This window comes from Streptomyces arenae (assembly GCF_022343545.1).
In the GTDB taxonomy this organism is placed as follows: Bacteria; Actinomycetota; Actinomycetes; order Streptomycetales; family Streptomycetaceae; genus Streptomyces; species Streptomyces humi.
Genome location: NZ_JAKQYH010000072.1, coordinates 179,002 through 203,511 on the forward strand (window position 1 = coordinate 179,002; position 24,510 = coordinate 203,511).

Here is a 24,510-nt window from a genome sequence, read left to right on the forward strand (position 1 = left end):
AACGCCCGTGTTGACACTGTGCGTTGAGCACTCCGTGAGGCTTTGTTTAAGGCGTGAAGCTAAAGGTCCGGACCACCGGCGTCAAGTGGGGGAGCGCTCCCCTTCAGGAATCACAGGAAAATGTGACGGCAGTGTTAACGCCCCCGTCAGGGCGCCGGGATCGTCGCGAACTGGGTGCGGTGCAGTTCGGCGTACCGGCCGTTCGCCGCCAGGAGTTGCTCGTGGGTGCCGCGCTCCACGATCCGCCCGGCCTCCACCACCAGGATCTGGTCGGCGGACCGCACCGTCGACAGCCGGTGCGCGATGACGACGGCCGTACGGCCCTCCAGGGCCTCGGTGAGGGCCTCCTGGACGGCCGCCTCCGAGGTGTTGTCGAGGTGTGCGGTGGCCTCGTCGAGGATCACCACCCGCTGCCGGGCCAGCAGCAGCCGGGCGATGGTCATCCGCTGGCGCTCACCGCCGGAGAGCCGGTAACCGCGTTCGCCGACCACCGTGTCCAGACCGTCGGGCAGCGACCGTACGACCTCGTCCAGCCGGGCGCGGCCGAGGGCCTCCCACAACTCGTCGTCGGTGGCGGAAGGGCGGGCGAGCAGCAGGTTGGCGCGGACCGTGTCGTGGAAGAGGTGACCGTCCTGGGTGACCATGCCGAGGGTGCCGCGCAGCGAACCCGCGGTCAGGTCGCGGACGTCGACGCCGCCGAGCCGGACGGCGCCCTCGTCGACGTCGTACAGGCGCGGCAGCAGCTGGGCGATGGTGGACTTGCCGGCGCCGGATGAACCCACGAGGGCGACGGTCTGGCCGGGTTCGGCCCGGAAGGAGATGCCGTGCAGGACCTCCGCGCCACCGCGTGCGTCGAGGACGGCGACCTCCTCGAGCGACGCGAGGGAGACCTGGTCGGCGGCCGGGTAGCCGAACCGGACGTTCTCGAACTCGACGGCCACCGGCCCCTCGGGAACCTCGCGGGCGTCGGGTTTCTCCTCGATCAGGGGCTTGAGGTCGAGGATTTCGAAGACCCGCTCGAAGCTGACCAGCGCGCTCATCACCTCGACTCGGGCGCCCGCGAGCGAGGTGAGCGGCGCGTACAGCCGGGTCAGCAGCAGGGCGAGGGAGACGACGGCGCCCGCTTCCAGGGTGCCGCGCAGCGCGAACCAGCCGCCGAGGCCGTACACCAGGGCGAGGGCGAGCGAGGAGACCAGGGTCAGCGCGGTCATGAAGACGGACTGGGCGGTGGCGGTGCGCACGCCGATGTCCCGGACCCGGGCGGCCCGCGCCGTGAACTCCGCGGACTCCTCCTCGGGCCGGCCGAAGAGCTTGATCAGGGTGGCGCCGGGCGCGGAGAAGCGCTCGGTCATCCGGGTGCCCATCGCCGCGTTGAGGGCGGCGGCCTCACGCTGCATGCGGGCCATCCGGCCGCCCATCCGGCGGGCGGGCACCACGAACAGCGGCAGCAGCACCAGCGCGAGCAGGGTGATCTGCCACGACAGGGTGAGCATCACGGCGAGCGTGAGCAGCAGCGTGACCAGGTTGCTGACCACGCCGGACAGGGTGTTGGCGAAGGCGCGCTGGGCGCCGATCACGTCGTTGTTGAGACGACTGACCAGCGCTCCCGTACGAGTACGTGTGAAGAACGCGACGGGCATGCGCTGCACATGATCGAACACAGCCGTGCGCAGGTCGAGGATGAGTCCCTCCCCGAGCGTCGCCGAGAGCCGCCGCCCCAGCACCCCGAGCGCCGCCTCCGCGACCGCGGCGAGCGCGATCAGCAGCGACAGCCGTACGACCGTGCCGGCGTCGTGCCCCGACACGATCGCGTCGACGACGTGCCCGGCCAGCACCGGGGTGGCGACGGCGAGCAGGGCGGTCACCACCCCGAGCAGGACGAACCGGACGATGCCCGCCCGGTGCGGACGGGCGAACGCGGCGATGCGGCGCAGCGTGGCCGGGTCGAACGGGCGCCGCTCCTGCTGGGCGGTCATGACGCTGTGCAACTGCGTCCAGGCGGTGGTCTCCATACTCATGAGGAAGAACGTAGAACCTCAAGGTTCGTTGAGGTCAATGCCCGCTCACCGGTTCCCCGAACGAGGGACCCTCAGCCGCATCCCGGCCGTCATCCGGAGTCTCCTCTTCCGCCACCCGGCGTTGGGGCGGCGCGGAAAACCTCTCCGGGTGTGACAGCGGTAAGAATCCCCGGCTTCCGTGCGGGCCGTGCGCCCCGGCTCGTCCGCCGCATCCCCGTGCGGCACGTCCTCACTCTGGTCCCGCTCGTCCTGGTCGCGGTCATCGCGGTGCAGCACTGGCCGGTCCTGGTCGAGGGCTTCGCCCACCTGCGTTCCGCGTCCTGGCCCTGGCTGCTGGCGGCGGGCGGCGCCACCTGTCTGACCTGGGTGGCCGCCGCCTTCACCCGGCAGGGTGCGGTGGTCCAGCCGCTGCCCCGCTGGCGGCTGCTGGCGACCCAGCTCGCGGCCGGTTCGGCCAACCACCTGCTGCCGACGGGGCTCGGCTCGGGCACGGTCAACCTGCGGTTCATGACCGTGTGCGGGGTGCCGCTCGCCACCTCCTCGGCCGCGCTCGCCCTGTACCTGCTGGCCGAGTCGGTGGCCCGGGTGGGCCTGATGGCCGTGCTGTTCGTCGCCTTCCCCGACGCGCTGCGTCTCGACGGCCTGCTCCCCGGCGGTGACGTCGGCCCGGTGCTGGCCGTCGCCGGGGCGCTGGCGGCCGTGGCCCTGGGTGTGCTGCTTCTCGTACGCCGGGTGCGCGAGCCGGTGTTCCGGTTCCTGCGCGCCGCGCTGGGCGAGGCCCGGTCGGTGCACACGCGTCCGTCCCGGGCGCTGGCGCTGTGGGGCGGCTCGCTGGCGTTCCCCGCGCTCCAGGCGGTCGGTCTGGTGGCGGTGGGGCAGGCGCTGGGTCTCCAGGTGCCGCCCGCGCACATGGCGCTGGCGTACCTGGCGGCCACGGTGGCCGTCGCGCTGATCCCCACGCCCGGCGGACTGGGTTCGGTGGAGGCGGCGCTGATCGTGGCGCTGGTGGCGGCGGGCGGTCCGGTGGCGGTGGCCACGGCCGTCGTGCTGGCGTACCGGATCATCACCGTGTGGGTGCCGTTGCTGCCCGGAGCGCTGACACTGGGAGCGCTGGTGCGGCTGAAGGTCATCTGACGGCCGTCTGCGGGGCGGGGCGTGGTTCCGGGCCCGGCTCGGACCGGGTCCTGTCCCGGCGGTCCAGCCAGGACAGGACGGGCGAGGTCATCACCGTGGTCACCAGGGCCACCAGCACCAGGACCGAGAACAGCGACTGGTTGACGATCCCGGCCGCCAGGCCGATGTTCAGCGCGACCAGTTGCATGAGCCCGCGGGCGTTCATCAGGGCGCCGACCCGGACGGCCACGTGCGGCGGCTCGCCGCGCAGCCGGGCCGCGGCCCAGCAGCCGCCGAACTTGCCGGCCACCGCGAGGAGGACGGCCGCCGCGCCGAAGACGAGCACCCTGGGGTCGGCGAACACCGAGAAGCGGGTGTTGAGGCCGGAGTAGACGAAGAACATCGGGACGAAGACCACCTGGGTCACCGACTGCGTGGCCCGCACGACGCGCTCGGCCGCCTCCGTCCGGGGCATGGCCATGCCCACGCAGAACGCCCCGAACACGGCGTACAGCTGGATGCGGTCGGTGAACCAGGCCGCGCAGAACAGCACCGCGACGGTGCCGAGCAGCCGGGTGTCGTCGCGGAGTCCGGGCCGGTCGACGATCCAGGCCAGCAGGGGCCGGCCGGCCAGGTACAGCACCACCGCGAAGAACAGTGAACCGCCGACGGTGGTCAGCACCTGACCGGGCCGGCCCGAGGCCGCGCTGAGCACCCCGGCCAGCAGGATCCAGGCCACCGCGTCGTCGGTGGCCCCCGAGGCCAGGGACAGGGAGCCGTACCGGGTGCCGGCGAGTCCGCGTTCGGTGATGATGCGGGCCAGCATCGGGAAGGCGGTGATGGCCAGGGTGACACCGACGAACGCGGCGGTCACCGGGACCGGGACGCCGTCGACGAAGAGGTCCGCCCGGCCGCGGGCCGCGAGGGCCAGACCGACGCCGAGGACCAGCGGGACCGTGGCGCCGGCCACCGACACGGCCAGGGCGGTGCCGACGAGGCCGCGGCCCGCGTGGGCCCGGAACTCGTATCCGGCGTGGAACATCAGCGCCACCAGGCCAAGCTGCCCGGCCACGTAGAGCACCGGTTTCAGCTCGGCCGGGAAGACGGCGTCGGAGGCGGTGGGCGCGATCAGCCCGAACAGCGAAGGGCCGAGCAGCACCCCGGCGATCATCTCGCCGACGACCGGCGGCTGCCCGAGGCGGCCGCACACGGCGACGACCGCCCGGCAGACCAGCAGGATGACGACGACGGCGGCGAAGAAGGCGGGCGCGAGTTCGACGGGGGTCACGGCGGTTCTCCTTCACCGGCTGCCGACGACGGACGGGGACGGACCACCGGGCGAACCGGCGAAGTGGTTGCGGCACAGACCCTGGCGGCGGGCGTCCCACACCATGTAGCTGCCGAGGACCAGCTGGGTGAGACTGCGCGGGACGTTCGCCCAGTGGTCGGCGAGCCGCAGCGCCGCGAGCCGCGCCCGGTGCGCTCCGCCGTCCTCGCGCGGGACCAGCAGACAGGGGCCGCGGCTGGGCAGCGAGCGGGTGTGCTCGGCGGTGGACGCCAGCCGGAAGCGCCGTAACACCTCCTCGGCGGCGACCCGCATGGTCAGTACGGCGAAACCGCGGGCCGGACAGGGCCGGTTGGCGGTGACCCCGAACGGGATGGAGGCGGTGGGCCGGGTCTCCTTCGACGACCACCGGTCGGGGTCGAAGCGTCCCTGTGCCGTGTCCGACCGCTGGTACTCGGGGTAGTTGAAGAGCAGGACGGAGCCCGGCGGGATGGCGGGGCGGCCCGCGCGCGGGATCTCGTCCGTGGTGATCCGGTGGGCCACGCCGAACAGCGGGTAGTGCTGGAGGGTCTCGTCGATGACGTGGTCGAGGTAGGCGGGGTCGGCGGTCGTGGTCAGGCGCCGCTGCACCTCCGGGTGGGTGGCGAGGGCGAGCAGCAGGTGGGCCATGGCCTCGGACATCTGCACGACGGCCGTGTTGAAGAAGGTGCCCTGGAGGTAGTACGCCCGCTCCTGTTCGGTGAGCAGTGCGGGCAACGGCACCGGCGGCGGGTCGTGGGCGAGCCGTTCCCGCAGGTGGTCGGTGAGCCGGGCGCGGCGGTCCAGGTGCCGCAGCCGGGTGCACTTCAGCGCGCCGACCACGTCCTCGGCGTTGCCGGTGATCAGGTCGCGGACCTCGCGCGGGCAGGGGGCGCGGAAGACGACCTCGTAGTAGACCTCGGCCCACACCGGCATCATCAGGTCCCGCAACCGCACCTGGTGGGTGGCGGGTTCGTGTTCGTCCAGGACGTGCCGGGTGCAGCGGCCGACCAGTTCGGTCCACTCGGCGCGGGACGGTCCGGCGAGGATCCGCCGTGTGGTGCGGGCCACGTCGTCGTAGCGGGGGCCGGGTTCCAGGTGCTCCTGGTGCACCTCCGGGCCGGGCGAGAGCCAGTACCAGAACAGGTCGGACAGGGCGGCGCCGCGGCTGCGGCCGGCCGCCGCCGGGTGGCCGTAGACCTGTTTGAACTCCTCGGCCGGTATCTCGCGGCCGGGGGCGGCGATGCCCTCCTCGCCGTTGACCCGGGCGAAGATGCGCACCCGGAGGGCGACGACGGTCCTGGGCAGCCAGTACGGCAGGCTCAGCACGAGGACGCAGCCGACGAGGACGAGTACGCCGAGGGAGGCCGTCGGCGCGGCCGGCCATCCGGCGGCGGTCACGAGGCCGCTCCGCCGAAGGGGCCGGCCGACCAGGCCGGGCGGACGAGGCCGGGGCCGAGTTCGTCGAGCCCGGCCGCACCGCACAGGGCGAGGGCGTCCTCGATCTCCTCGCGCAGCAGTTGCAGCAGCAGGCGTACGCCCTTCTCCCCGTCGGCGGCCAGCGCCCACATCACCGGACGGCCGATGCCCACCGCCCGCGCGCCCAGCGCCAGGGCCTTGACGGCGTCGGTGCCCCGCCGGATCCCGCCGTCCATGAGCACCGGGATCCGGCCGGCCACGGCGGTGACGATCTCGGGCAGCGCCTCCAAGGTGGCCGGGACGGTGTCGAGTTGGCGGCCTCCGTGATTGGACACCAGCAGGCCCGCGACCCCGTGCCGGACGGCGAGCCGGGCGTCCTCGGCGTGCAGGACGCCCTTGAGGAGGATCGGCAGGTCGGTGACCGAACGCAGCCACGTGATGTGGTCCCAGGAGAACTCCGGTGACATGGCGATCTGGCGGACGTGACCGCGTTCGCCGTCCCGGAGGTCGACCAGGTTCTCGCAGCGCAGCCCCGGAGGCAGGTCGTGGAAGCCGTTGCGCCGGTTGCGTTCGCTCGCGCCGAGCACCGGGGAGTCGACGGTCACGACCAGGGCGGCGCAGCCCGCGTCGGTGGCCCGGCGGACGAGGGCCTCGGTGATGCCGTCGTCGGGCTGGAGGTAGAGCTGGAACCAGAGCGGAACCGTCTCACCGGGCGGGGCGGCGGCACGGGCCGCGTCGGCGACCTCGGCGACGGCGACGGTCGACGCCATGCTCACGATCATGATGGCGCCGGCGGCGGCCGCCGCCCGGGCCGTCGCCAACTCGCCTTCCGGGTCGACCAGTTTGTGGAAGGCGGTCGGTGAGAGCAGCACCGGCGTGCGGGCCCGGCCGCCGGGGAGGGCGACGTCCAGGCCGGGTACGGCGCGGCCGCGCAGCACCCGGGGCAGCAACCGCAGCCGGGCGTACGCCTCCTCGTTGGCCCGTACGGTGATCTCGTCGCGGGCCCCGCCGGCGACGAAGTCGGCGTGGACGGGGTCGAGCCGGTCGCGGGCGGCGGTCTCGAAGTCCTTCGCGCAGAGCATCACGGCCGTTCCACCGCCGTCCCGGTGTCCGTGCCGGCCGGCAGCTCGCGGGTGAAGTAGGCGGCGAGCGGGGCGTGGTGGACGTCCGGGTCGTCCCAGTGGTTCTCCAGGTTCTCGGCCAGGTGGTGGGTGCCGAGGAGGGCGCCGGCGCGGAAGTGACGGACCACGGGGTGGAGGTACGACGCGTCGAAGGCGCCGTCGACCGAGTTCTGGGCGGTGCGCCGCACGGTGATGTCGAAGGGGTCGACCTTGTCGTGGTCGGGGCCGTACTCCAGAGTGACGGTGAAGTAGTCGCGGTCGCGGGTGAGTTCGCTGATGTGCGCGTAGTCGACGGGGACTTCCTCGTGATAGCGGGCCGTCCCGCCGGTGTCCGTGACGATCAGGTCGCCGAGCACGGCGAACTGCTGCCACAGCGCGGAGCTCCGGTTGACCCGCGCCACCACCGCGTCGGCGAGGGCGACCGGGTCCGCGCCGAGCGAGCGGTGCGGCCAGGGCCGGCCATGGTGCCGTTCGTCGAGGATGCGGCTCAACGCCCGCACGCTGTAACGGAATCCGTGGACGAAGCCGCTGGTGCCCTTCTTGAAGTCGCGCTGCTGCATCAGCGTTCCCGCGAAGTACAGGCCAGGCACGTTGACGGACTCGTAGGCCGGGGTCAGCGCGGCGAAGCGGTCCTTGATGACGAGTTCGGGGCGGCACCGCTCGTCGAACGGCGAGGCGTCGAAGCGGAAACCCGTGCAGACGATCACCCGGTCGTAGCGCAGTTCCTTCACGACCTCGTCGGCCCGGGAGAAGGCGAAACGCACCCGGTAGCCGTCGGCGTCCTTCTCGATGGACCGCACGTCCCCGTCCAGCAGGGCGTTGAGCGACTTGAGCTGGTAGGTGTCGAGGAAGTTGTTGTTGACCGCCCGCAGGTGGCCGACGAAGTGCGTGTTCCAGGCCAGTCTGACCGAGTGCGGTCCGGCCACGTGGATGACGGCTGCGGTCTCGACAAGGTTGTCAGCGGTCTCCAGGGCGGAGTTGCCCTTGCCGAGGATCAGCACCCGTTCGCCGGTGAAGCCGTCGGGGTCCACGGGGACGTCCGGGTACGGCTCCGCCGTCTCGATGCCGGGGATGTCGGGGATGAAGGGCCGGGACACCCCGGTGGCCATCACCAGGCGGCGGGCGCGGTGTTCGGCGCCGCGCTGGTCGGTGACGGTGAACCCGTCGTCGTCGCGGGAGATGCGGACGGCCCGGGTGTCGTAGGCGATGTCCAGTTTGAAGGCCTCGGCGAAATCGGCGAGGTAGCGGACGAAGTCGTCGGCGGCCGGGAAGTAGCGCCTGGTGTAGCGCGTGAACAGCAGGTCGGGATCGTCGGACAGGAGGGAGTTCCAGTCCATCCTGAGGTTGAGTTCGGGGTCGTCGGTGCCGTTGTGGACCTTGTTGACGGAGATCAGCCGCCGGTGGCGGGGGAACGTCCGGAAGAAGGTGCCCGGGGCGCCGCCGCTCTCCAGGACGCGGTAGTCGTGACCCGCTGCCTGGAGCAGCCGTCCGAGCTGGAGTCCGGCGGGACCGGCGCCGATGACGAGGTGGTCGAGGGGTTCCTGGTGCACAGTGCCTGCCTTCCGATGGGGGGGTGGGGGGCCGGAGCAGACGTGCGGTGAGCCGGAGGCGAGCCAAGTCCGCCGGAGGGCTCAGCGGAAGCCAACCGCCGTACATCGACAGCAAGTTGACAGGTGGATCACAAGCCCGCCGGATGGGCGCGCGGTACGAACCCCTGTGCGGATACGGCAGGATGAGCGGTTGCACATCCGAAATGGAGGTAACCGGTGAACCGAGCGCTCACCGTCGATGACCTGGTCCTGGCCGGAATCGCGCTGGCGGCGGGTCTGTTGCTGGCGTTCCTGTCGCGCGGGCTGCTGCGCTGGCTGGCCAAGCACGCCAAGCGGACCCGCTGGAGCGGTGACGACGTCGTGGTGGACGCGCTGCGCACGGTGGTGCCGTGGGCGGCGCTCGCGGGCGGCGCGGCCTCCGCGGCGGCCGTGCTGCCGCTGACCAGGACGGTCCAGCACCACACCAACCAGTGCCTTCAGGTGCTGCTCATCTTCGCGGTGACGGTGTCGGCGGCGCGGGTGGTCGCCGGTCTGGTGCAGTCGGTCACCCAGTCCCGCTCCGGGGTCGCCGGTTCGGCCACGATCTTCGTGAACATCACCCGGGTGCTGGTGCTGGCCATCGGTTTCCTGGTGATGCTCCAGACCCTGGGCATCTCGATAGCGCCTCTGCTCACCGCTCTGGGCGTGGGCGGTCTCGCGGTCGCGCTGGCCCTCCAGGACACCCTGGCGAACCTCTTCGCGGGCATCCACATCCTCGCCTCCAAGACCGTCCAGCCGGGTGACTACATCCAGCTGAGCAGCGGTGAGGAGGGGTACGTCGTGGACATCAACTGGCGTCAGACGACCGTCCGCCAGCTCTCCAACAACCTGGTGGTCATCCCCAACGGCCAGCTCGCGAAGACCAACATGACCAACTACACGCGTCCCGAGCAGCGGTTGACGATCCTGGTGCAGGTGGGCGTGAGCTACGACAGCGACCTGGACCACGTGGAGCGGATCACGCACGAGGTCATCGCCGAGACCATGACCGAGATCACCGGCGCGGTCCCGGAGCACGAACCGGCCATCCGCTTCCACACGTTCGGCGACTCACGGATCGGGTTCACGGTGATCCTGGGGGTCGGCGAGTTCAGCGACCAGTTCCGGATCAAGCACGAGTTCATCAAGCGCCTGCACCGCCGCTACCGCGAGGAGGGCATCCGCATCCCGGCGCCGGCGCGCACGGTGGCGCTCCAGCAGGGGGCCGTGGTGATCCCGCAGCAGCGGGTCACGGACGAGGTGCCGTCCGGCCTGCCGGGCACCGCCTAGCCCCCTGCCGGCTCGCCTACAGGGTGGCCGAGTTGTCGTGGTGGTGGCCGCCGCGCAGGCTGTGCGGGGTGGCCGGAGCCGGGGTCACCGGCGTGACCGTCCAGTCCGGGTGGCCGGGCATCCGCGGGGTCGTCGTGCCGTAGAGCCAGTCGCGGAGGAACCCGGACTGGTCCTGGCCGGAGACCTCGGAGGCCACCACGATGTAGTCCGCCGTCGACGCCGAGCGGTGGCGGAAGCGGTCCAGGAAGGTGCGTTCGACGGCGTGGAAGACGTCCTCGCCGACCAGTTGGCGGAAGGCGTACAGGGTCAGCACGCCGCCCAGGTAGCGCTGGCTGTCGAAGAGGTCGACCGCGTTCGGGGCGGCCACCGGACCCGAGTCGTGGCGCCACTGGTCGCCGCGGGCGTAGGTGTCCTTCATCCGGGCCTCCATGGTGGTGAGGCCCAGGGAGTCCGGCCAGCCGCGCTCGTAGCGGTAGAGCAGCCCGTAGAAGTCGGCGTGGCCCTCGTTCAGCCAGAGGTCGGCCCAGGTGGCCGGGGAGACCAGGTTGCCGAAGTAGGAGTGCACCAGCTCGTGCATCATGTGCGAGCCGATCTTCGGCTCCTGCTGGAGCAGGAAGTTCGGCTTGTAGAGGGTGAGGGTCTGGGTCTCCAGGCCGGTGAAGTCGAAGGCGTTCGGGTCGTCGGAGTTGCAGGGCAGCAGACCGTAGGTCTCGAACGGGAAGGCGATGCCGAGCCGGTCCTCCAGCCAGGCCACCTGGCCCGGGGTGAGCGCGAGCGCCGGCTCCAGGGCGGCGGCCCGGGCGGTGGGCACCACGTCCCGCAGCGGCAGCCCGTGCGGGCCCTGCCGGTCCTTGACGACGTAGTCGCCGACGGTGATCTGGACGAGTTCGGTGGCGATCGGGGACCGGGAGCGGTACGAGTACGCCGTCCGGTCGCCCGGGACGTCCTCGACGCAGGTGAGCAGGCCGTTCGCGACACCGCGCACGCCGTTCGGGACGGTGATGCGGAAGGTGAAGTCCGCCTTGTCCGAGGGGTGGTCGTTGCACGGGAAGACGGTGTGCGCGGAGTCCGGCTGCGGGCAGACCGCGAAGCCGTCGGGGGTGGGCACCCAGGCGGTGTGCGGCAGGGTGCGGCGCGGGTCGGCCGAGTAGGTCACGCGGACGGTGACGTCGTCACGCTCGCGCAGCGGCCTGGCCGGGGTGATCCGCAGCTTCTCGTCCGCCTGCTCGAAGGCGGCGTCCCGGTTGTCGACGCACACGGCGGATATGTCCAGGCCGAGGGCGTCCAGGGAGAAGCGGGACAGGTCGTCGGTGGTACGGATGCGCAGCGTCGCGGTGCCGGTGACGAGGCGGGTCGTGGCGTCGTAGGAGAGGTCGAGGTGGTAGGCGTGGACGCGGTAGCCGTCGTTGCCGAGGGCCGGGTACACGGGGTCGCCGAGGGTCTCGGCGCCCGGTGCCGGTGCCTCGCCCCCGGCCCTCGCGGCGCCGCTTTTCTCCCCCGCGGAGAAGGGACGCGCGAGGGCCGGGGCCCCCGTGGCCAGGACGGTCGCGGTGCCGAACAGGGCGGCCGCCGGGGCCGTCACTCTGGTGCGATATCTCATGGTCCGCTTTCACTCGGGTTTCGCTCGGGCGGACGGGTGGTCGGTCCGTCCGCCGGCCGATGGTGGTGGCTCGTCTGTCCTGACCACCCTTTTGACCGATCCGGTTGCCTGTCGTATGACAAACGGATCCAACCGAGTCGCGGACCCCTGTCGAGCGCGGGTCGGTCACGAGATATCTTGATGTCGAGCAATGTTGCAGACGTGGAGCGGAGCACCCGGTGACTGACTCGACCATCATCTACACCTACACAGACGAGGCCCCGGCCCTGGCGACGCATTCGTTCCTGCCGGTGGTCCAGGCGTACGCCTCGCAGGCCGGTGTCGCCGTGGACACCCGCGACATCTCGCTGGCCGGGCGCATCATCGCGCACTTCCCGGAGTACCTGAACGAGGACCAGCGCATCCCCGACGCGCTGGCCGAGCTGGGCGACCTGGCCAAGACCCCCGAGGCCAACATCGTCAAGCTGCCGAACATCTCGGCGTCGATCCCGCAGCTGAAGGCCGCCGTCGCCGAGCTCCAGGGCAAGGGCTACGCGCTGCCGGACTACCCGGACGACCCGAAGACCGACGAGGAGCGCGAGATCCGCGCCCGCTACGACAAGGTCAAGGGTTCCGCCGTGAACCCGGTCCTGCGTGAGGGCAACTCGGACCGCCGCGCCCCCGCCTCGGTCAAGAACTACGCCAAGACCCACCCGCACCGCATGGGCGCCTGGTCCGGCGAGTCGAAGACCAACGTCACCACCATGGGCGAGAACGACTTCCGCTCCACCGAGAAGTCCGTGGTGATCTCCGAGGCCGGCCGGCTGAGGATCGAGCTGGTCGCCGAGGACGGCACCACCACCGTCCTCAAGGACTCCGTACCGGTCCTCGAGGGCGAGGTCGTCGACGCCTCCGTGCTGCACGTCGCCCAGCTCAACGACTTCCTGGCCGCGGGGATCGCCCGCGCCAAGCAGGAGGGTGTGCTGTTCTCCGTGCACCTGAAGGCCACGATGATGAAGGTCTCCGACCCGATCATCTTCGGTCACGTGGTGCGCGCCTTCTTCCCGAAGACGTTCGCGAAGTACGGCCAGACCCTGAAGGCGGCCGGCCTGTCCCCGAACGACGGTCTGGGCGGCATCTACAAGGGCCTGGAGAACCTGCCGGAGGGCGCCGAGATCAAGGCCTCCTTCGACGCCGAGATCGCCGACGGCCCGGCCCTCGCGATGGTCGACTCGGACAAGGGCATCACCAACCTGCACGTCCCGTCGGACGTCATCATCGACGCCTCGATGCCGGCCATGATCCGCACCTCCGGCCACATGTGGGGCCCGGACGGCCAGGAGGCCGACACCCTCGCGGTGATCCCGGACTCCTCGTACGCCGGTGTCTACCAGGCCGTGATCGAGGACTGCCGGGCCAACGGCGCCTTCGACCCGTCGACCATGGGCTCGGTCCCGAACGTGGGCCTGATGGCGCAGAAGGCCGAGGAGTACGGCTCCCACGACAAGACCTTCGAGATCGCCACGGCCGGCACGGTCCGCCTGGTCGACGCCGCGGGCAACGCGCTGATCGAGCAGCCGGTCGCCGCCGGTGACATCTTCCGCGCCTGCCAGACCAAGGACGCGCCGATCAAGGACTGGGTGAAGCTGGCCGTCACCCGTGCCCGCGCCACCGGCGACCCGGCCGTCTTCTGGCTGGACGAGGGCCGTGCCCACGACGCCAACCTGATCGCGAAGGTCGAGCAGTACCTGACGGAGCACGACACCGAGGGCCTGGACATCCGCGTCCTGTCCCCCGTCGAGGCCACCAAGCTGTCCGTGGAGCGCATCCGGCGCGGCGAGAACACCATCTCCGTCACCGGCAACGTGCTCCGTGACTACCTGACCGACCTCTTCCCGATCCTGGAGCTGGGCACCAGCGCCAAGATGCTGTCGGTCGTCCCGCTGATGGCGGGCGGCGGCCTGTTCGAGACGGGGGCGGGCGGCTCGGCGCCGAAGCACGTCCAGCAGCTGGTCAAGGAGAACTACCTGCGCTGGGACTCCCTCGGCGAGTTCTTCGCCCTGGTGCCGTCCTTCGAGCAGTACGCCGACTTCACCGGCAACGCCCGCGCCAAGGTGCTGGCCGACACCCTGGACCGGGCCACGGCGACCTTCCTCAACGAGGACAAGTCCCCGACCCGTCGCGTCGGCGGCATCGACAACCGCGGCAGCCACTTCTACCTGTCCCTGTACTGGGCGCAGGAGCTGGCCGCCCAGACCGACGACGCCGAGCTCGCCAAGGCGTTCGCGTCGCTGGCCGAGACGCTCACCGCCAACGAGCAGAAGATCGTCGGCGAGCTGAACGCCGTCCAGGGCTCCCCCGCCGACATCGGCGGCTACTACCAGCCCGAGAAGGCCAAGGCGGACGCGGTCATGCGCCCGTCGGCGACCTGGAACGCGGCGCTCGCGGCCCTCTGAGCCGAAGCCGCCTCCTGACGTCCTGAAGACTCCGCCCCGGCAGGCACCCCGCCTGCCGGGGCGGAGCCCTGTCCGGCCCGGCGCGCGCCGCCGTGGCCGGCGGTGTGTATCCCGTTCGTGAAGTCTGCATGTCACGCGAGCCCGGTGTCTGGTCCGTCCTGATCCGCTGTGGTTCGCTCAGCGCATGACGGTGCTTGTGAGCCGACGCCACGTGGACTTCGTGCGTGTCACCACCATGGGGTGTACCGCCGTGAGCTGATGCTCCGGCCCGCCCCGATCCCTCCGTTCTGCCGACGCGTGCCCGTACGCGCACGCCGTCATGCCTTCCCGCACGAGGAGCAGCACCATGAGCCAGCCCATCGACTCCGTCACCGCCGGTCACACGCCCGAGGAGCAGCCGGCCGGGCCCGACACCTCGGCCTGGTCGTTCGAGACCCGGCAGGTCCACGCCGGCGCCGCGCCCGACCCGACGACCGGCGCCCGCGCGACGCCGATCTACCAGACGACGTCGTTCGTCTTCCGCGACACCCAGCACGCCGCGGACCTCTTCGCCCTCGCCGAGCCCGGCAACATCTACACCCGGATCCACAACCCCACCCAGGACGTCTTCGAGCAGCGGATCGCGGCGCTGGAGGGCGGGGTCGCGGCGGTGGCGCTGGCGTCCGGGCAGGCCGCGGAGACCCTGGCGATCCTGACGCTGGCGGGCGCGGGCGACCACATCGTGTCCAGCACGTCGCTGTACGGCGGCACGTACAACCTGTTCCGGCACACGCTGCCGCGGCTCGGCGTCGAGGTGTCCTTCGTGGACGACCCGGACGACGCCGAGGCCTGGCGGGCGGCGATCCGGCCCAACACCAAGGCGCTGTTCGCGGAGACGCTGGGCAACCCGCGCGGCAACGTCCTCGACGTGCGGGCGGTCGCGGACGTGGCGCACGCGGCGGGCGTGCCGCTGATCGTGGACAACACGGTCCCGACGCCGTACCTGCTGCGGCCCCTGGAGCACGGCGCGGACATCGTGGTGCACTCGGCGACCAAGTTCCTCGGCGGACACGGCACGGCGATCGCGGGGGTGGTCGTCGACGGCGGCACCTTCGACTTCGGCGCCCACTCCGACCGCTTCCCGGACTTCACCGAGCCCGACCCCAGCTACCACGGTCTGCCGTACTGGCCGGCGCTCGGCCCCGGCGCGTTCGCGGTCAAGCTGCGGGTGCAGCTGCTGCGCGACCTGGGTCCCGCGCTCTCCCCGCACTCGGCGTTCCTGCTGCTCCAGGGCGTGGAGACGCTGAGCCTGCGCCTGGAGCGGCACTCGGCCAACGCCCAGGCGCTGGCCGAGTGGCTGGAGCAGCGCGACGAGGTCGCCGCCGTCCACTATCCGGGCCTGCCGTCCAGCCCCTGGTACGAGGCGGGGCGGAGGTACCTGCCGAACGGGGCCGGCGCGATCGTCTCCTTCGAACTGCGGGACGGCATCGAGGCGGGCAAGCGGTTCGTCGACGCGGTCGAGCTGTTCAGCCACCTCGCCAACATCGGTGACGTCCGCAGCCTGATCATCCACCCGGCGTCCACCACCCACAGCCAGCTGGACGAGGAGCAGCTGACGGCGACCGGTACCGCGCCGGGTCTGGTGCGGCTGTCGGTCGGCATCGAGAACCTCGCCGACCTCAAGGCCGACCTGGAGGCCGGTTTCCGCGCGGCCAAGGGCGCCGCGTCCTGAACGCCGTACCCCGTGCCGAGGTCCCCCTCCCGCCGGCCCACGGGGGCTGGCGGGAGGGCGATCCGCCGGGCCGGCGCCAGTGGTATGCCGCCCGGCACCCGCTTCCGCTGGAGACCGGCGGTGAACTGCCGGGTGCCCGGCTGGCGTTCGAGACCTGGGGCCGGCTCGCCCCCGACGCCTCCAACGCCGTGCTGGTGCTGCACGCGCTCACCGGTGACAGCCATGTCGCCGGGCCCGCCGGACCGGGGCATCCGACGCCGGGCTGGTGGGACGGGCTGGTCGGGCCGGGCCTGGCCCTGGACACCGACCGCTGGTTCGTCGTCGCCCCCAACGTGCTGGGCGGCTGTCAGGGCAGTACGGGACCGGCCTCCCCACGGTTCGGGGGCCACGGCGCCTGGGGCGGCGCCTTCCCCTTCCTGACCCAGCGCGACCAGGTCGCGGCCGAGGCCGGGCTCGCCGACGCGCTCGGCATCGGGCGGTGGGCGCTGGTCGTCGGCGGCTCCATGGGCGGGATGCGGGCCGTGGAGTGGGCGGTGTCGTACCCGGAGCGGGTCGGCGCGCTGCTGCTGCTCGCCACCACGGCGGCGGCCGCCGCTGAGCAGATCGCGTGGACGAACGCGCAGCTCGGCGCGGTGCGCGCCGATCCCGACTGGCAGGGCGGGGACTACCACGGCACCGGCCGGGCCCCGCACGCCGGACTGGGCCTGGCCCGGCGGATCGCCCATGTCACCTACCGCAGCGAGGCCGAGCTCGCGGCCCGCTTCGGCCGGACACCGCAGGACGGCGAGGACCCCCTGGCCGGCGGCCGCTACCAGGTCGAGTCGTACCTCGACCACCACGCGGCCAAGCTGGTACGGCGTTTCGACGCGGGCAGCTACGTGGTGCTGTCGCAGGCGGTGAACGCCCATGACGTCGGCCGCGGCCGGGGCGGGGTGCGCGCCGCCCTCGGCCGGGTCACGGCGGCCACGCTGGTCGCGGGCGTCGACTCCGACCGGCTCTATCCCCCGGCCCAGCAGGCGGAACTGGCCGCGCTGATCCCGTCCGCCGACCGGCTCCGGCTGATCGCGTCACCGTACGGGCACGACGGCTTCCTGATCGAGACCGGGCAGGTGGGCGCGCTGGTACGGGAGTTGCTGGGCTGAGCGGCCGCATCGCCGTGGGTGTGGCACCGTGATCGGACACACCGCCCGCACCGATGCCCCGGAGCCGCCCGTGTCCCAGCCGTCCTACGAACTCCTGCCCGGCGCCGACGAGTCGCCCGTACTCCTGCATGTGCCGCACTCGGCGCGGACGATCCCGGCCGGTGTCAGGGCGGGCATCGAGCTCGACGACGCCTCGCTGGCACGGGAGCTGGACCACATCACGGACGCGCACACCGCCGAACTCGCGGCGGCGGCCGCCCGGTTGGCGGGGGTGACGCCCTGGCGGTTCGTCAACCGGCTGTCGCGGCTGGTCGTCGACCCGGAGCGGTTCCCGGACGAACGGGAGGAGATGCTCGCCGTCGGGATGGGAGCGGTGTACACGCGGACCACCCACCGGGAGGCGCTGCGGGCCGAGGGGTTCGACCCCGGGCCGCTGGTCGCCCGGTACTTCCGGCCCTACGCCGAGGCGATGACCCGGGCGGTGGCCGGGCGGCTCGCCGCGACCGGGCGGGCCGTGGTGATCGACGTGCACTCCTATCCGAGCCGGGCGCTCCCCTACGAACTGCACGGGGCCGGGCCGCGGCCACCGGTGTGCCTGGGGACGGACCGCTTCCACACGCCGGAAGAGCTGACGCGGGCGGCGCGCGGGGCGTTCGCGGGATGCGGGGAGACGGCACTGGACAGCCCGTTCAGCGGCACATACGTACCGCTGGAGTACTACGGGAAGGACGCGCGGGTCGGTGCGCTGATGGTGGAGATCCGGCGGGACCTGTACATGACCGAGCCGGGCGGTCCGGCCGGCGCGGGTCTGGAACGGCTCGCCGCCGCGCTCGCCGCGCTGGTGGACTCCGCCGGCCGTCCCGGCCCGGACCGTTGACCCATCCGGCTGGAGCACTCCCGCAGGACACCGGGTGAGGGCCGTACGACCGTGGAGGCATGACCACGGAGACGACCGCGCCCACCCCCACGGAGACGACCGCGCCCCCGGAACCGGCCCCGCCCGTCCGCGTCGAACCGGTCGCGCCCCTCGGCACGGAGCGGGACGGCCCCGGCTGTCCCGCGGCGGCCGGGTCCGGCCGTGGGGCCGAGCCGCCCGTGCGGGAGTGGCCCGCGCTGGACCTGGCGGGGACGGAGTTCGACCCGGTCCTCGCCGGCCTGATGGCGGAGGGCCCGGTCACCCGGATCCGGCTGCCGTTCGGCGAGGGCTGGGCGTGGCTCGCCACCCGGTACGAGGACGTCAGGACCGTGACCAACGACCCGCGGTTCGGCCGCGCCGAGGTGACCCGGCGGCAGGTGACCCGGCTCGCCCCGCACTTCAAGCCCCGACCGGGCTCGCTGGCCTGGGCCGACCAGCCCGAGCACAACCGGCTGCGCAGGCCGGTCGCCGGGGCCTTCACGGTCGGCGCGATGAAGCGGCTGCGGCCGCGGGCGCGGAAGATCCTCGACGAACTGGTCGACGGGGTGGTCCGGGACGGGCCGCCCGCCGATCTGGTCGAGCGGGTGCTGGAGCCGTTTCCGATCACCGTGGTCAGCGAGGTGATGGGGGTGCCGGAGGCGGACCGGGAGCGGGTGCACGCCTGGACCCGGCGGATCATCTCCACCTCGGGCGGCGCCGAGGCCGCGGACGCGGCCAAACAGGGGCTGTACGGGTGGATCACGGAGACGGTGCGCGCCCGGGCCGGCAGCTCCGGCGACGACGTGTACTCGCTGCTCGGGGCAGCCGTGGCCGGGGGTGAGATCGGCGAGGAGGAGGCCGTGGGACTGGCCGGTCCGCTGCAGATCGGCGGCGAGGCGGTCACCCACAACTGCGGCCAGATGCTCTTCCTGATGCTCACCCGGCCGGAGCTGATGGCACGGCTGCGGGAGCGGCCCGCGGAGCGCGGGCCGGTCCTGGACGAGCTGCTGCGCTGGATCCCGCACCGCAGCACGGTCGGGCTCGCCCGGATCGCCCTGGAGGACGTCGAGCTGGGCGACGGCACCCGGATCGCGGCCGGCGACCCGGTGTACGTCTCCTATCTGGCCGCCAACCGCGACCCGGCCGTCTTCCCCGACCCGGACCGCATCGTGCCGGACCGCGAGCCCAACCCGCACCTCGCCTTCGGCCACGGCCCGCACTACTGCACGGGCGCGGTCCTCGCCCGGCTCCAGACCGAGCTGCTGGTCGACACCCTGCTCGACCGGCTGCCGGGGCTGCGGCTCGCGGTGCCGGCCGAGGACGTGCCGTGGCGCCGCCGGACGATGATCCGCGGGCCGCTGGCGCTGCCGGTGGCATGGTGACAGCGCAGTGTCACCGCACGCTTGGGGAGGCACGTGACACAGCGCCGCCCGCGGGGTTCAGGCCCGCAGCCACTCCGTGACGATCACCTCGCCGCCGGTCCGCAGCCGCAGCGCGAACGGACCGGCGGGCGGGGTGTCACCGGCGAAGCGGCCCATGCCGTCGGCGGTGAGCGGGCGTACCGCCCCCGGACCGCCGAGCACCTCGATGTGCGCGGGCTGTGCGGGCAGCACCTGGCCGAGCAGTCCGTCGCCGTTCACCTCGACGTCCACGGTGAGCCCGCCCGCCTGGAAGGTCAGCATCCGGGGCGGATCGTCGACTCCCCTGACCGGGACTGCGTCGACGAGCGAGTCGAAGGTCAGCTCGGCGATCCGGGCGTCCAGGTCGTGCAGCGCGTAGGCGTCCATGGCCAGTTGGAGCAGCCCGGCCGGGAGCGGGTCGAGGACGGCGGCCGTCTGGCGCAGCTCCTCCTCCAGGGCGTCCAGGGCGTCCGCGTCCACCACGGCCTCGGCGCCGGTGTCGGCGTCGGACCCTGTGTCGTCGGGCCCTGTGTCGGACCCGGTGGCGTCGAAGCCGTCCCGCGCCGTCGGGAACCCGTCCTCGCTCATGCCGCACCCCTCGCGTCGAGCCGGGCCCGCAGCCGGCGCAGGCAGCGCTGGCGCAGCGGGCCGATGCTGCCCACCGCGATGCCCAGCGCCACCGACACCTCGACATAGCTGGGCGGCGGTGAGGCCATCAGGACCCGCAGCAACTGCCTGCACCGGTCGCCGAGTTCCTCCAGCTCCTGCCAGAGCAGGCGGATCCGCTCGGCCTCGGCCGCCTGCTCCTCGGCGTCGATCAGGAACTGCTCGGGCGTGCGGTCCTCGCTGACCCGGTCCAGGACCTGCGGGTCGTCGGTCGGCAGCAGCCGGGTGAGCCCCCTGATCACCTTGAGACATTCGTTGCGGGCCGTACTGGCCAGCCAGGAACCGGCCTTGTCGGGTTCCCGGATGCGGCCCAGGTGCTGGGCGAACCGGAACCACACCGTCTGGTACACCTCGTGCCCGTCGGCGTCGGAGAGCCGGTGCGCGCGCACCACGGACCACACCAGCGGGCTCAGCCCTTCCACGAGCGCCTTCCAGGCCGCCGCGTCGCCGTCGACGGCGGACTGGACCAGCGCGCCGACCTCTGCTCGGTCCACGGTCCCACCCCTCGTGTACGGCAAGTCATCGTACGCCGTGGAGGGGAGTGTTCCGGAACTCAGGCCGTGCCGGCCAGTTGGACGACCGGAACCGGCTGCCAGGTGGCCGGGCGGAGCGCCGGGACGGGTGTCCCCCGCACCTCGGCGTACTCCGTGCCGCTCGCCAGCAGCCGGGTCCGCGCGGCGCGCGGGTCGGGCTCCTGGTGGGTGGTCATCCAGTCGGCGACGAGGCCGGCGACGATGGGGGTGGCGAACGATGTTCCACTCCACTGTGCGAATCCTTCGAACATCACTTGGTCGGGTTTGCCGGGGCCGGGCGCCCCGGTGTCGGTCAGCACGCCGGTGTGGCGCGGGTACTGGCAGGTGCAGGCGTAGGTGAAGCCGAACCGGCAGGCGTCGTAGGTGGTGTGCTGGTAGACGTACGGCACGGGGGCGTCGAAGCCGGCCAGCGGGCCGGTGAGCTGCTCGCCGGGGGCGTAGACCTTGACCCAGCCGCCGTGGTTGGTGAAGCAGGCGCCGTACTCGCCGTCGCTGCGCAGCGCGCCCACCGAGAGGACGGTGTCCTCGTAGCCGGAGACGTCGGCGCAGGCGGCGGGCCAGAAGGAGGTGGCGCTGCCGTTGTTGCCCGCGGCGGCGACGAGCAGGGTGGCCCGGTCGCGCAGGGCCTGCATGAAGGCCTCGACACCGAGCAGTCCGTCGGCGCTGCCGTTCGACGTGCCGGCGGAGAGGCTGATGATGTCCGGCCAGCCGTGCTGGTCGACCGCTTCGAAGAGCTTGCCGCCGAACTCGGACTCCAGGATGGCACCCACGTCGTTCATGGTGTTGGTGACGGTGATGTCCGTGTTGGGGGCGAGCGCGGCGATGAGGCCGGCGATGAACGTGCCGTGGCCGACGTACTGCTGGAGCACTCCCGCCGCGTCCGTCTCGGCGATCTGCGGGTCGCCCTGGGTATGGGCGAGCAGCGGGTAGGAGCGGTAGTCGTGCACCAGGCCGGTGTCGATCACCATGACGCGGACCGCGGTGTCGGGGTCGTGACCGCCCTGTGCGGCCCCCGGGTTGGGCGTCTGCGCGAGCAGGGCCGGCAGCGGCTCGCAGGGGTTGCAGGAGTTGGCGTTCGTGGTGGCGACCACGTGGTTGCGGCTGACCAGCCGGCGTCCGGTGCGGCCCTCCGCCTCCCGCAGGGCGCGCAGCGCGTGGCCGACCGCGTGGTCCCGGGTGTGGTCGCCGTGGGCCGGGTCCCCGACCCGGATGCGGGTGACCCCGGTGCGGTTGCTCTCGGGGCCCGTCCTGCGGACGTGGTCGGGCAACAGTCCGGCGGTCGCGGTGAAGTGGGCGCGCACGGTGTCCTCGACGACCCGGGCCTCCTCCCCGTCGCGGGCGAGCACGACGCCCCTCTCGTACAGGAACTCGGCTGAGTCGTCCGGCCCCATCGCCAGTGGAACGTCGGGCATGGAGCGCTGGATGTGATCGAACTGCTCCTGGAATCGCTGAGGTGCCATGGCCTGTCCTCCCCCGGAAACGGCGTTCTCCAGTCAGAGTCGCCGTGCCGCCGCTTGATACAGCGTCAAACCTGTGGGGCATGTCTGCCCAGGCCACTACCATCCGAGAGGTGACTGCGCGAAGCGATTCGGTTACGGAATTGCTGCCCATGGTGTTCGCCGCCCCGGGCGAGGCCCTGGCGCGGGCCGAACACGTGCTCCGGTCCGGTCCGCCGCCGTTCGACGCGTCCGTCGCGCACCAGGTCATCGGCATCTGGCAACGGGACTTCGGGGACCTGGGCGTGGCCCTCGACCATCTGCGGCGCGCCCGGGACTTCGCGGCCCGCGCGGACTCGGCGGAGCGGGAGGCGGACGTCCTCGGCACCCTCGGGGTCGCGTTGGTGCACGCGGGGCGCACTCGGCAGGGGCTGGCCGCGATCGAGCGCGGGGTGGCCCGGAGCAACGGGCACACCCGGGCGCGGGTGCTGTACCGGCGGGCGTACGCCTGCTGGGTGCTCGGCCGGCACAAGGAGGCCCTGGAGGACATTCGGAGGGCGATACCGGCGCTGCGGCAGGCCGACGACGTCATCTGGACCGCGCGGGCGCTGAGCGTGCGGGCCACGGTGCATCTGGCCCTGGGGGCGGTGGACCGGGCGGACGCGGACTTCACGGCGGCCGAGCGGCTGTGGGAGACGACGGGCCAGGAGCACGACAAGGCGGTCGCCGTGGAGAGCCGGGGCCTGGCCGCGTTCCGCTCCGGGGACGTCCCGGCCGCGCTGCGGCTGCTCGCCGAGGCCGAGCAGCGGTACACCGAACTCGGCACTCCGCCGTTCATGCTGTACATCGCGCGCTGCGAGGTGCTGATGGCGGCCGGTCTTGCGCCCGAGGCGCTGGCCGAGGCGGACGCGGCGATCGCGACCCTGGACCGGCTCGGCGGGCAGTCCACCCGCAAGGCCGAGCTGCTGCTGGCCGCCGCCCGGGCCGCCCGCTCGGCGGGGGACGCGGGGACCGCGACCGCCCGTGCGGCCGTCGCGGTGCGGCTGTTCTCGGGGCAGCGGCGGAGCTGGTGGGAGACGCACGCCCGGCTGGAGCTGATCGAGGCCCGGGTGGCGGGCGGGGCCGCCTCGGGGCGGCTGGTGCAGGAGGCGGCCGGGGTCGCGGACCGGCTGGCGTCCTTCGGTGCCCCGGCGGCGCCGGAGGCCTCGCTGCTCGCGGGGCGGATCGCGCTGGAGCTGGGGTGGACGGCGGACGCGGAGCGGCATCTCGCGGTGGCCGCGCGCAGCAGGCACGGCGGCCCGCCGCTGGCCCGGATGACCGGCTGGGCGGCCCAGGCGCTGAGCGCGCGCGCCGCGGGTTCCCGGCGGGGCGTGCTGGAGGCGTGCCGGCGCGGCCTCGATGTCCTCGACGACCACCGGATGACCCTGGGCGCCTCGGAGCTGCGGGCCCGGGCCACCGCGCAGGGCGCCGAACTGGCCGCGCTGGCGCAGCAGGCGAGCCTCGCGCACGGCGGTCCGCGCCGGCTGCTGGAGTGGAGCGAGCGCTGGCGGGCCACGGTCCTGTCCGCTCCCCCGACCCGGCCGCCCGCCGACCCGGCGCTGCTCTCCTCGCTCACCGCGTTCCGGGAGATCGCCTCCCGTGCCGAGCGGGCCCGCCGGGACCGCCGTCCGGTGCCCGCCCTGGAGCGTGAACAGCGGCGCCTGGAACGGGAGATCCGCTCCCGCACCCACCACATCCGCGGTGCGGCACCCGGCGAGGGCGCCCGGTTCGATCCGGCCCGGCTGCTCGACCGGCTCGGCGACGCCCGGCTGGTCGAACTCGCCGTCCTGGACGGCCGGGTGCAGGTGCTGCTGTGCGGCCGCGGCCGGGTACGGCGCTTCGCGGGGGGTCTGCTGGCGGAGGCGGTCGCCGAGGCGGAGCACGTCCAGGCGGGGCTGCGACGGCTGGCGCATCCGGGGGCGGAGGGGCGGCTGGCGGTGGTCGAGGCGTCCGGTCGGCGTCTTCAGGAGCTGCTGCTGGGCGCGGCGGCGGACCAGCTCGGCTCCGGTCCCGTGGTGGTCGTCCCGCCGGGCGCCCTGCACCGGGTGCCGTGGGCGCTGCTGCCCGCCCTGCGGGAACGGGTGCTCAGTGTGTCGCCGTCGGCGGGGAGCTGGCTGCGGGCCCGGGAGACCGAGCCGCCGCCGGGTGGCCGGCATGTGCTGGTGCGCGGGCCCGAGCTGGCGACCGGGGGCGCGGAGGTGCCCGAGGTGGCGGGCCGGTACCCGACGGCGACGGTCCTGGAGCACGATGACGCCCAGGTGCCGCGGGTCCTCGCGGAGTTGGACGGGGCCACGCTCGCGCACATCGCGGCGCACGGCACCTTCCGGGCGGACAGCCCGCTGTTCTCGTCGCTGCTGATGGCCGACGGTCCGCTGATCGTGCACGACTTCGAGCGGCTCGACCGCAGCCCCTACCGGATCATCCTCTCCAGCTGTGACACGGCCCGGCTCGCCTCGGTCGGCGCCGACGAACTCCTCGGCCTGGTAACGGCGTTGCTGCCGCTGGGCACGGCCGGGGTGGTGGCGAGCAGCGCGCCCGTCAACGACGCGGCGGTGGTGCCCCTGATGCTGGCCCTGCACAAGGGCCTGGGCGCCGGCCTGTCGCTGGCGGAGGCACTGCGGGACGCCCGGGCGGCCCTGCCGTCCGACGCGGTCCACCAGGCGACGGGCTGGGCCTTCGCGGCATTCGGGGCGGCCTGAGCAAGGGCCTGGGCGCCGGCCTGTCGCTGGCGGAGGCACTGCGGGACGCCCGGGCGGCCCTGCCGTCCGACGCGGTCCACCAGGCGACGGGCTGGGCCTTCGCGGCATTCGGGGCGGCCTGA

The 24,510-nt window shown here is 73.0% G+C and carries 17 protein-coding genes; 8 read left to right on the top strand and 9 right to left on the bottom strand.

Annotation, left to right across the window (positions count from 1 at the left end; all coding sequences use genetic code 11):
* Positions 1 to 146 precede the first annotated feature (146 nt).
* Positions 147 to 2,012, bottom strand: a complete 1,866-nt coding sequence (locus MB828_RS34990; protein WP_301651784.1) for an ABC transporter ATP-binding protein — start codon at positions 2,010 to 2,012, stop codon at positions 147 to 149.
* Between the two features lie 156 nt (positions 2,013 to 2,168).
* Here MB828_RS34990 and MB828_RS34995 point away from each other — a divergent pair, with 156 nt between their 5' ends.
* Positions 2,169 to 3,152: a lysylphosphatidylglycerol synthase transmembrane domain-containing protein gene (locus MB828_RS34995; RefSeq protein WP_301651694.1), complete on the top strand. Its 984-nt coding sequence runs from the start codon at positions 2,169 to 2,171 to the stop codon at positions 3,150 to 3,152.
* Here the strand turns inward: MB828_RS34995 and MB828_RS35000 are convergent.
* The 4 genes from MB828_RS35000 to MB828_RS35015 are packed head-to-tail and all read right to left on the bottom strand — an operon-like array spanning position 3,145 to position 8,524.
* Positions 3,145 to 4,419, bottom strand: coding sequence for a cation:proton antiporter (locus MB828_RS35000; protein ID WP_301651695.1), 1,275 nt, complete (start codon positions 4,417 to 4,419; stop codon positions 3,145 to 3,147). The genes MB828_RS34995 and MB828_RS35000 overlap by 8 nt on opposite strands.
* A 12-nt stretch (positions 4,420 to 4,431) precedes the next feature.
* Entirely contained in the window at positions 4,432 to 5,835 is a 1,404-nt protein-coding gene (locus tag MB828_RS35005) for a cytochrome P450 (RefSeq protein ID WP_301651696.1), read from the bottom strand.
* On the bottom strand, positions 5,832 to 6,935 hold the full coding sequence (locus tag MB828_RS35010) for an alpha-hydroxy acid oxidase (protein WP_301651697.1): 1,104 nt from the start codon (positions 6,933 to 6,935) through the stop codon (positions 5,832 to 5,834). The genes MB828_RS35005 and MB828_RS35010 overlap by 4 nt, the downstream gene beginning before the upstream one ends.
* A complete protein-coding gene (locus MB828_RS35015) occupies positions 6,935 to 8,524 on the bottom strand; it encodes an NAD(P)-binding domain-containing protein (RefSeq protein ID WP_301651698.1) in 1,590 nt (529 codons plus the stop codon). The genes MB828_RS35010 and MB828_RS35015 overlap by 1 nt, the downstream gene beginning before the upstream one ends.
* Before the next feature lie 216 nt (positions 8,525 to 8,740).
* Here MB828_RS35015 and MB828_RS35020 point away from each other — a divergent pair, with 216 nt between their 5' ends.
* The gene (locus MB828_RS35020) at positions 8,741 to 9,832 is read left to right on the top strand and encodes a mechanosensitive ion channel family protein (RefSeq protein WP_133022508.1); all 1,092 of its coding nucleotides are present in this window, start codon (positions 8,741 to 8,743) and stop codon (positions 9,830 to 9,832) included.
* A gap of 16 nt (positions 9,833 to 9,848) precedes the next feature.
* Here the strand turns inward: MB828_RS35020 and MB828_RS35025 are convergent, their stop codons facing one another.
* The gene (locus tag MB828_RS35025; protein ID WP_301651699.1) at positions 9,849 to 11,432 is read right to left on the bottom strand and encodes a M1 family metallopeptidase; all 1,584 of its coding nucleotides are present in this window, start codon (positions 11,430 to 11,432) and stop codon (positions 9,849 to 9,851) included.
* A 218-nt stretch (positions 11,433 to 11,650) separates the two neighbouring features.
* Between MB828_RS35025 and MB828_RS35030 the strand changes: the two genes are divergently transcribed.
* The 5 genes from MB828_RS35030 (at position 11,651) to MB828_RS35050 (ending at position 18,997) form a co-directional block, all read left to right on the top strand.
* Positions 11,651 to 13,867 carry an NADP-dependent isocitrate dehydrogenase gene (locus tag MB828_RS35030; protein WP_301651700.1) on the top strand — a complete coding sequence of 739 codons (2,217 nt, stop codon included), beginning with the start codon at positions 11,651 to 11,653 and terminating at the stop codon, positions 13,865 to 13,867.
* A 346-nt stretch (positions 13,868 to 14,213) separates the two neighbouring features.
* Positions 14,214 to 15,578, top strand: a complete 1,365-nt coding sequence (locus tag MB828_RS35035) for a bifunctional o-acetylhomoserine/o-acetylserine sulfhydrylase (protein WP_301651701.1) — start codon at positions 14,214 to 14,216, stop codon at positions 15,576 to 15,578.
* Complete coding sequence (metX, locus tag MB828_RS35040) at positions 15,575 to 16,720, top strand: homoserine O-acetyltransferase MetX (RefSeq protein ID WP_301651785.1); 1,146 nt, start codon at positions 15,575 to 15,577, stop codon at positions 16,718 to 16,720. Before MB828_RS35035 ends, metX begins: the two co-directional genes overlap by 4 nt.
* Before the next feature lie 70 nt (positions 16,721 to 16,790).
* A complete protein-coding gene (locus MB828_RS35045) occupies positions 16,791 to 17,597 on the top strand; it encodes an N-formylglutamate amidohydrolase (protein ID WP_301651786.1) in 807 nt (268 codons plus the stop codon).
* A 59-nt stretch (positions 17,598 to 17,656) separates the two neighbouring features.
* Positions 17,657 to 18,997: a cytochrome P450 gene (locus MB828_RS35050; protein ID WP_301651702.1), complete on the top strand. Its 1,341-nt coding sequence runs from the start codon at positions 17,657 to 17,659 to the stop codon at positions 18,995 to 18,997.
* 57 nt (positions 18,998 to 19,054) lie between these two features.
* On the opposite strand, the gene MB828_RS35055 is transcribed toward MB828_RS35050, so the two are convergent.
* Genes MB828_RS35055 through MB828_RS35065 form a run of 3 tightly spaced genes read right to left on the bottom strand, consistent with a single transcriptional unit; the run spans position 19,055 to position 21,674 of the window.
* Positions 19,055 to 19,603, bottom strand: coding sequence for a hypothetical protein (locus tag MB828_RS35055; protein WP_301651703.1), 549 nt, complete (start codon positions 19,601 to 19,603; stop codon positions 19,055 to 19,057).
* Complete coding sequence (locus MB828_RS35060) at positions 19,600 to 20,199, bottom strand: RNA polymerase sigma factor (protein WP_430381474.1); 600 nt, start codon at positions 20,197 to 20,199, stop codon at positions 19,600 to 19,602. Before MB828_RS35060 ends, MB828_RS35055 begins: the two co-directional genes overlap by 4 nt.
* 35 nt (positions 20,200 to 20,234) lie before the next feature.
* Positions 20,235 to 21,674: a S8/S53 family peptidase gene (locus MB828_RS35065; RefSeq protein ID WP_301651704.1), complete on the bottom strand. Its 1,440-nt coding sequence runs from the start codon at positions 21,672 to 21,674 to the stop codon at positions 20,235 to 20,237.
* Between the two features lie 149 nt (positions 21,675 to 21,823).
* Between MB828_RS35065 and MB828_RS35070 the strand changes: the two genes are divergently transcribed.
* Entirely contained in the window at positions 21,824 to 24,388 is a 2,565-nt protein-coding gene (locus tag MB828_RS35070) for a CHAT domain-containing protein (RefSeq protein WP_301651705.1), read from the top strand.
* The last annotated feature ends 122 nt before the right edge of the window (positions 24,389 to 24,510 follow it).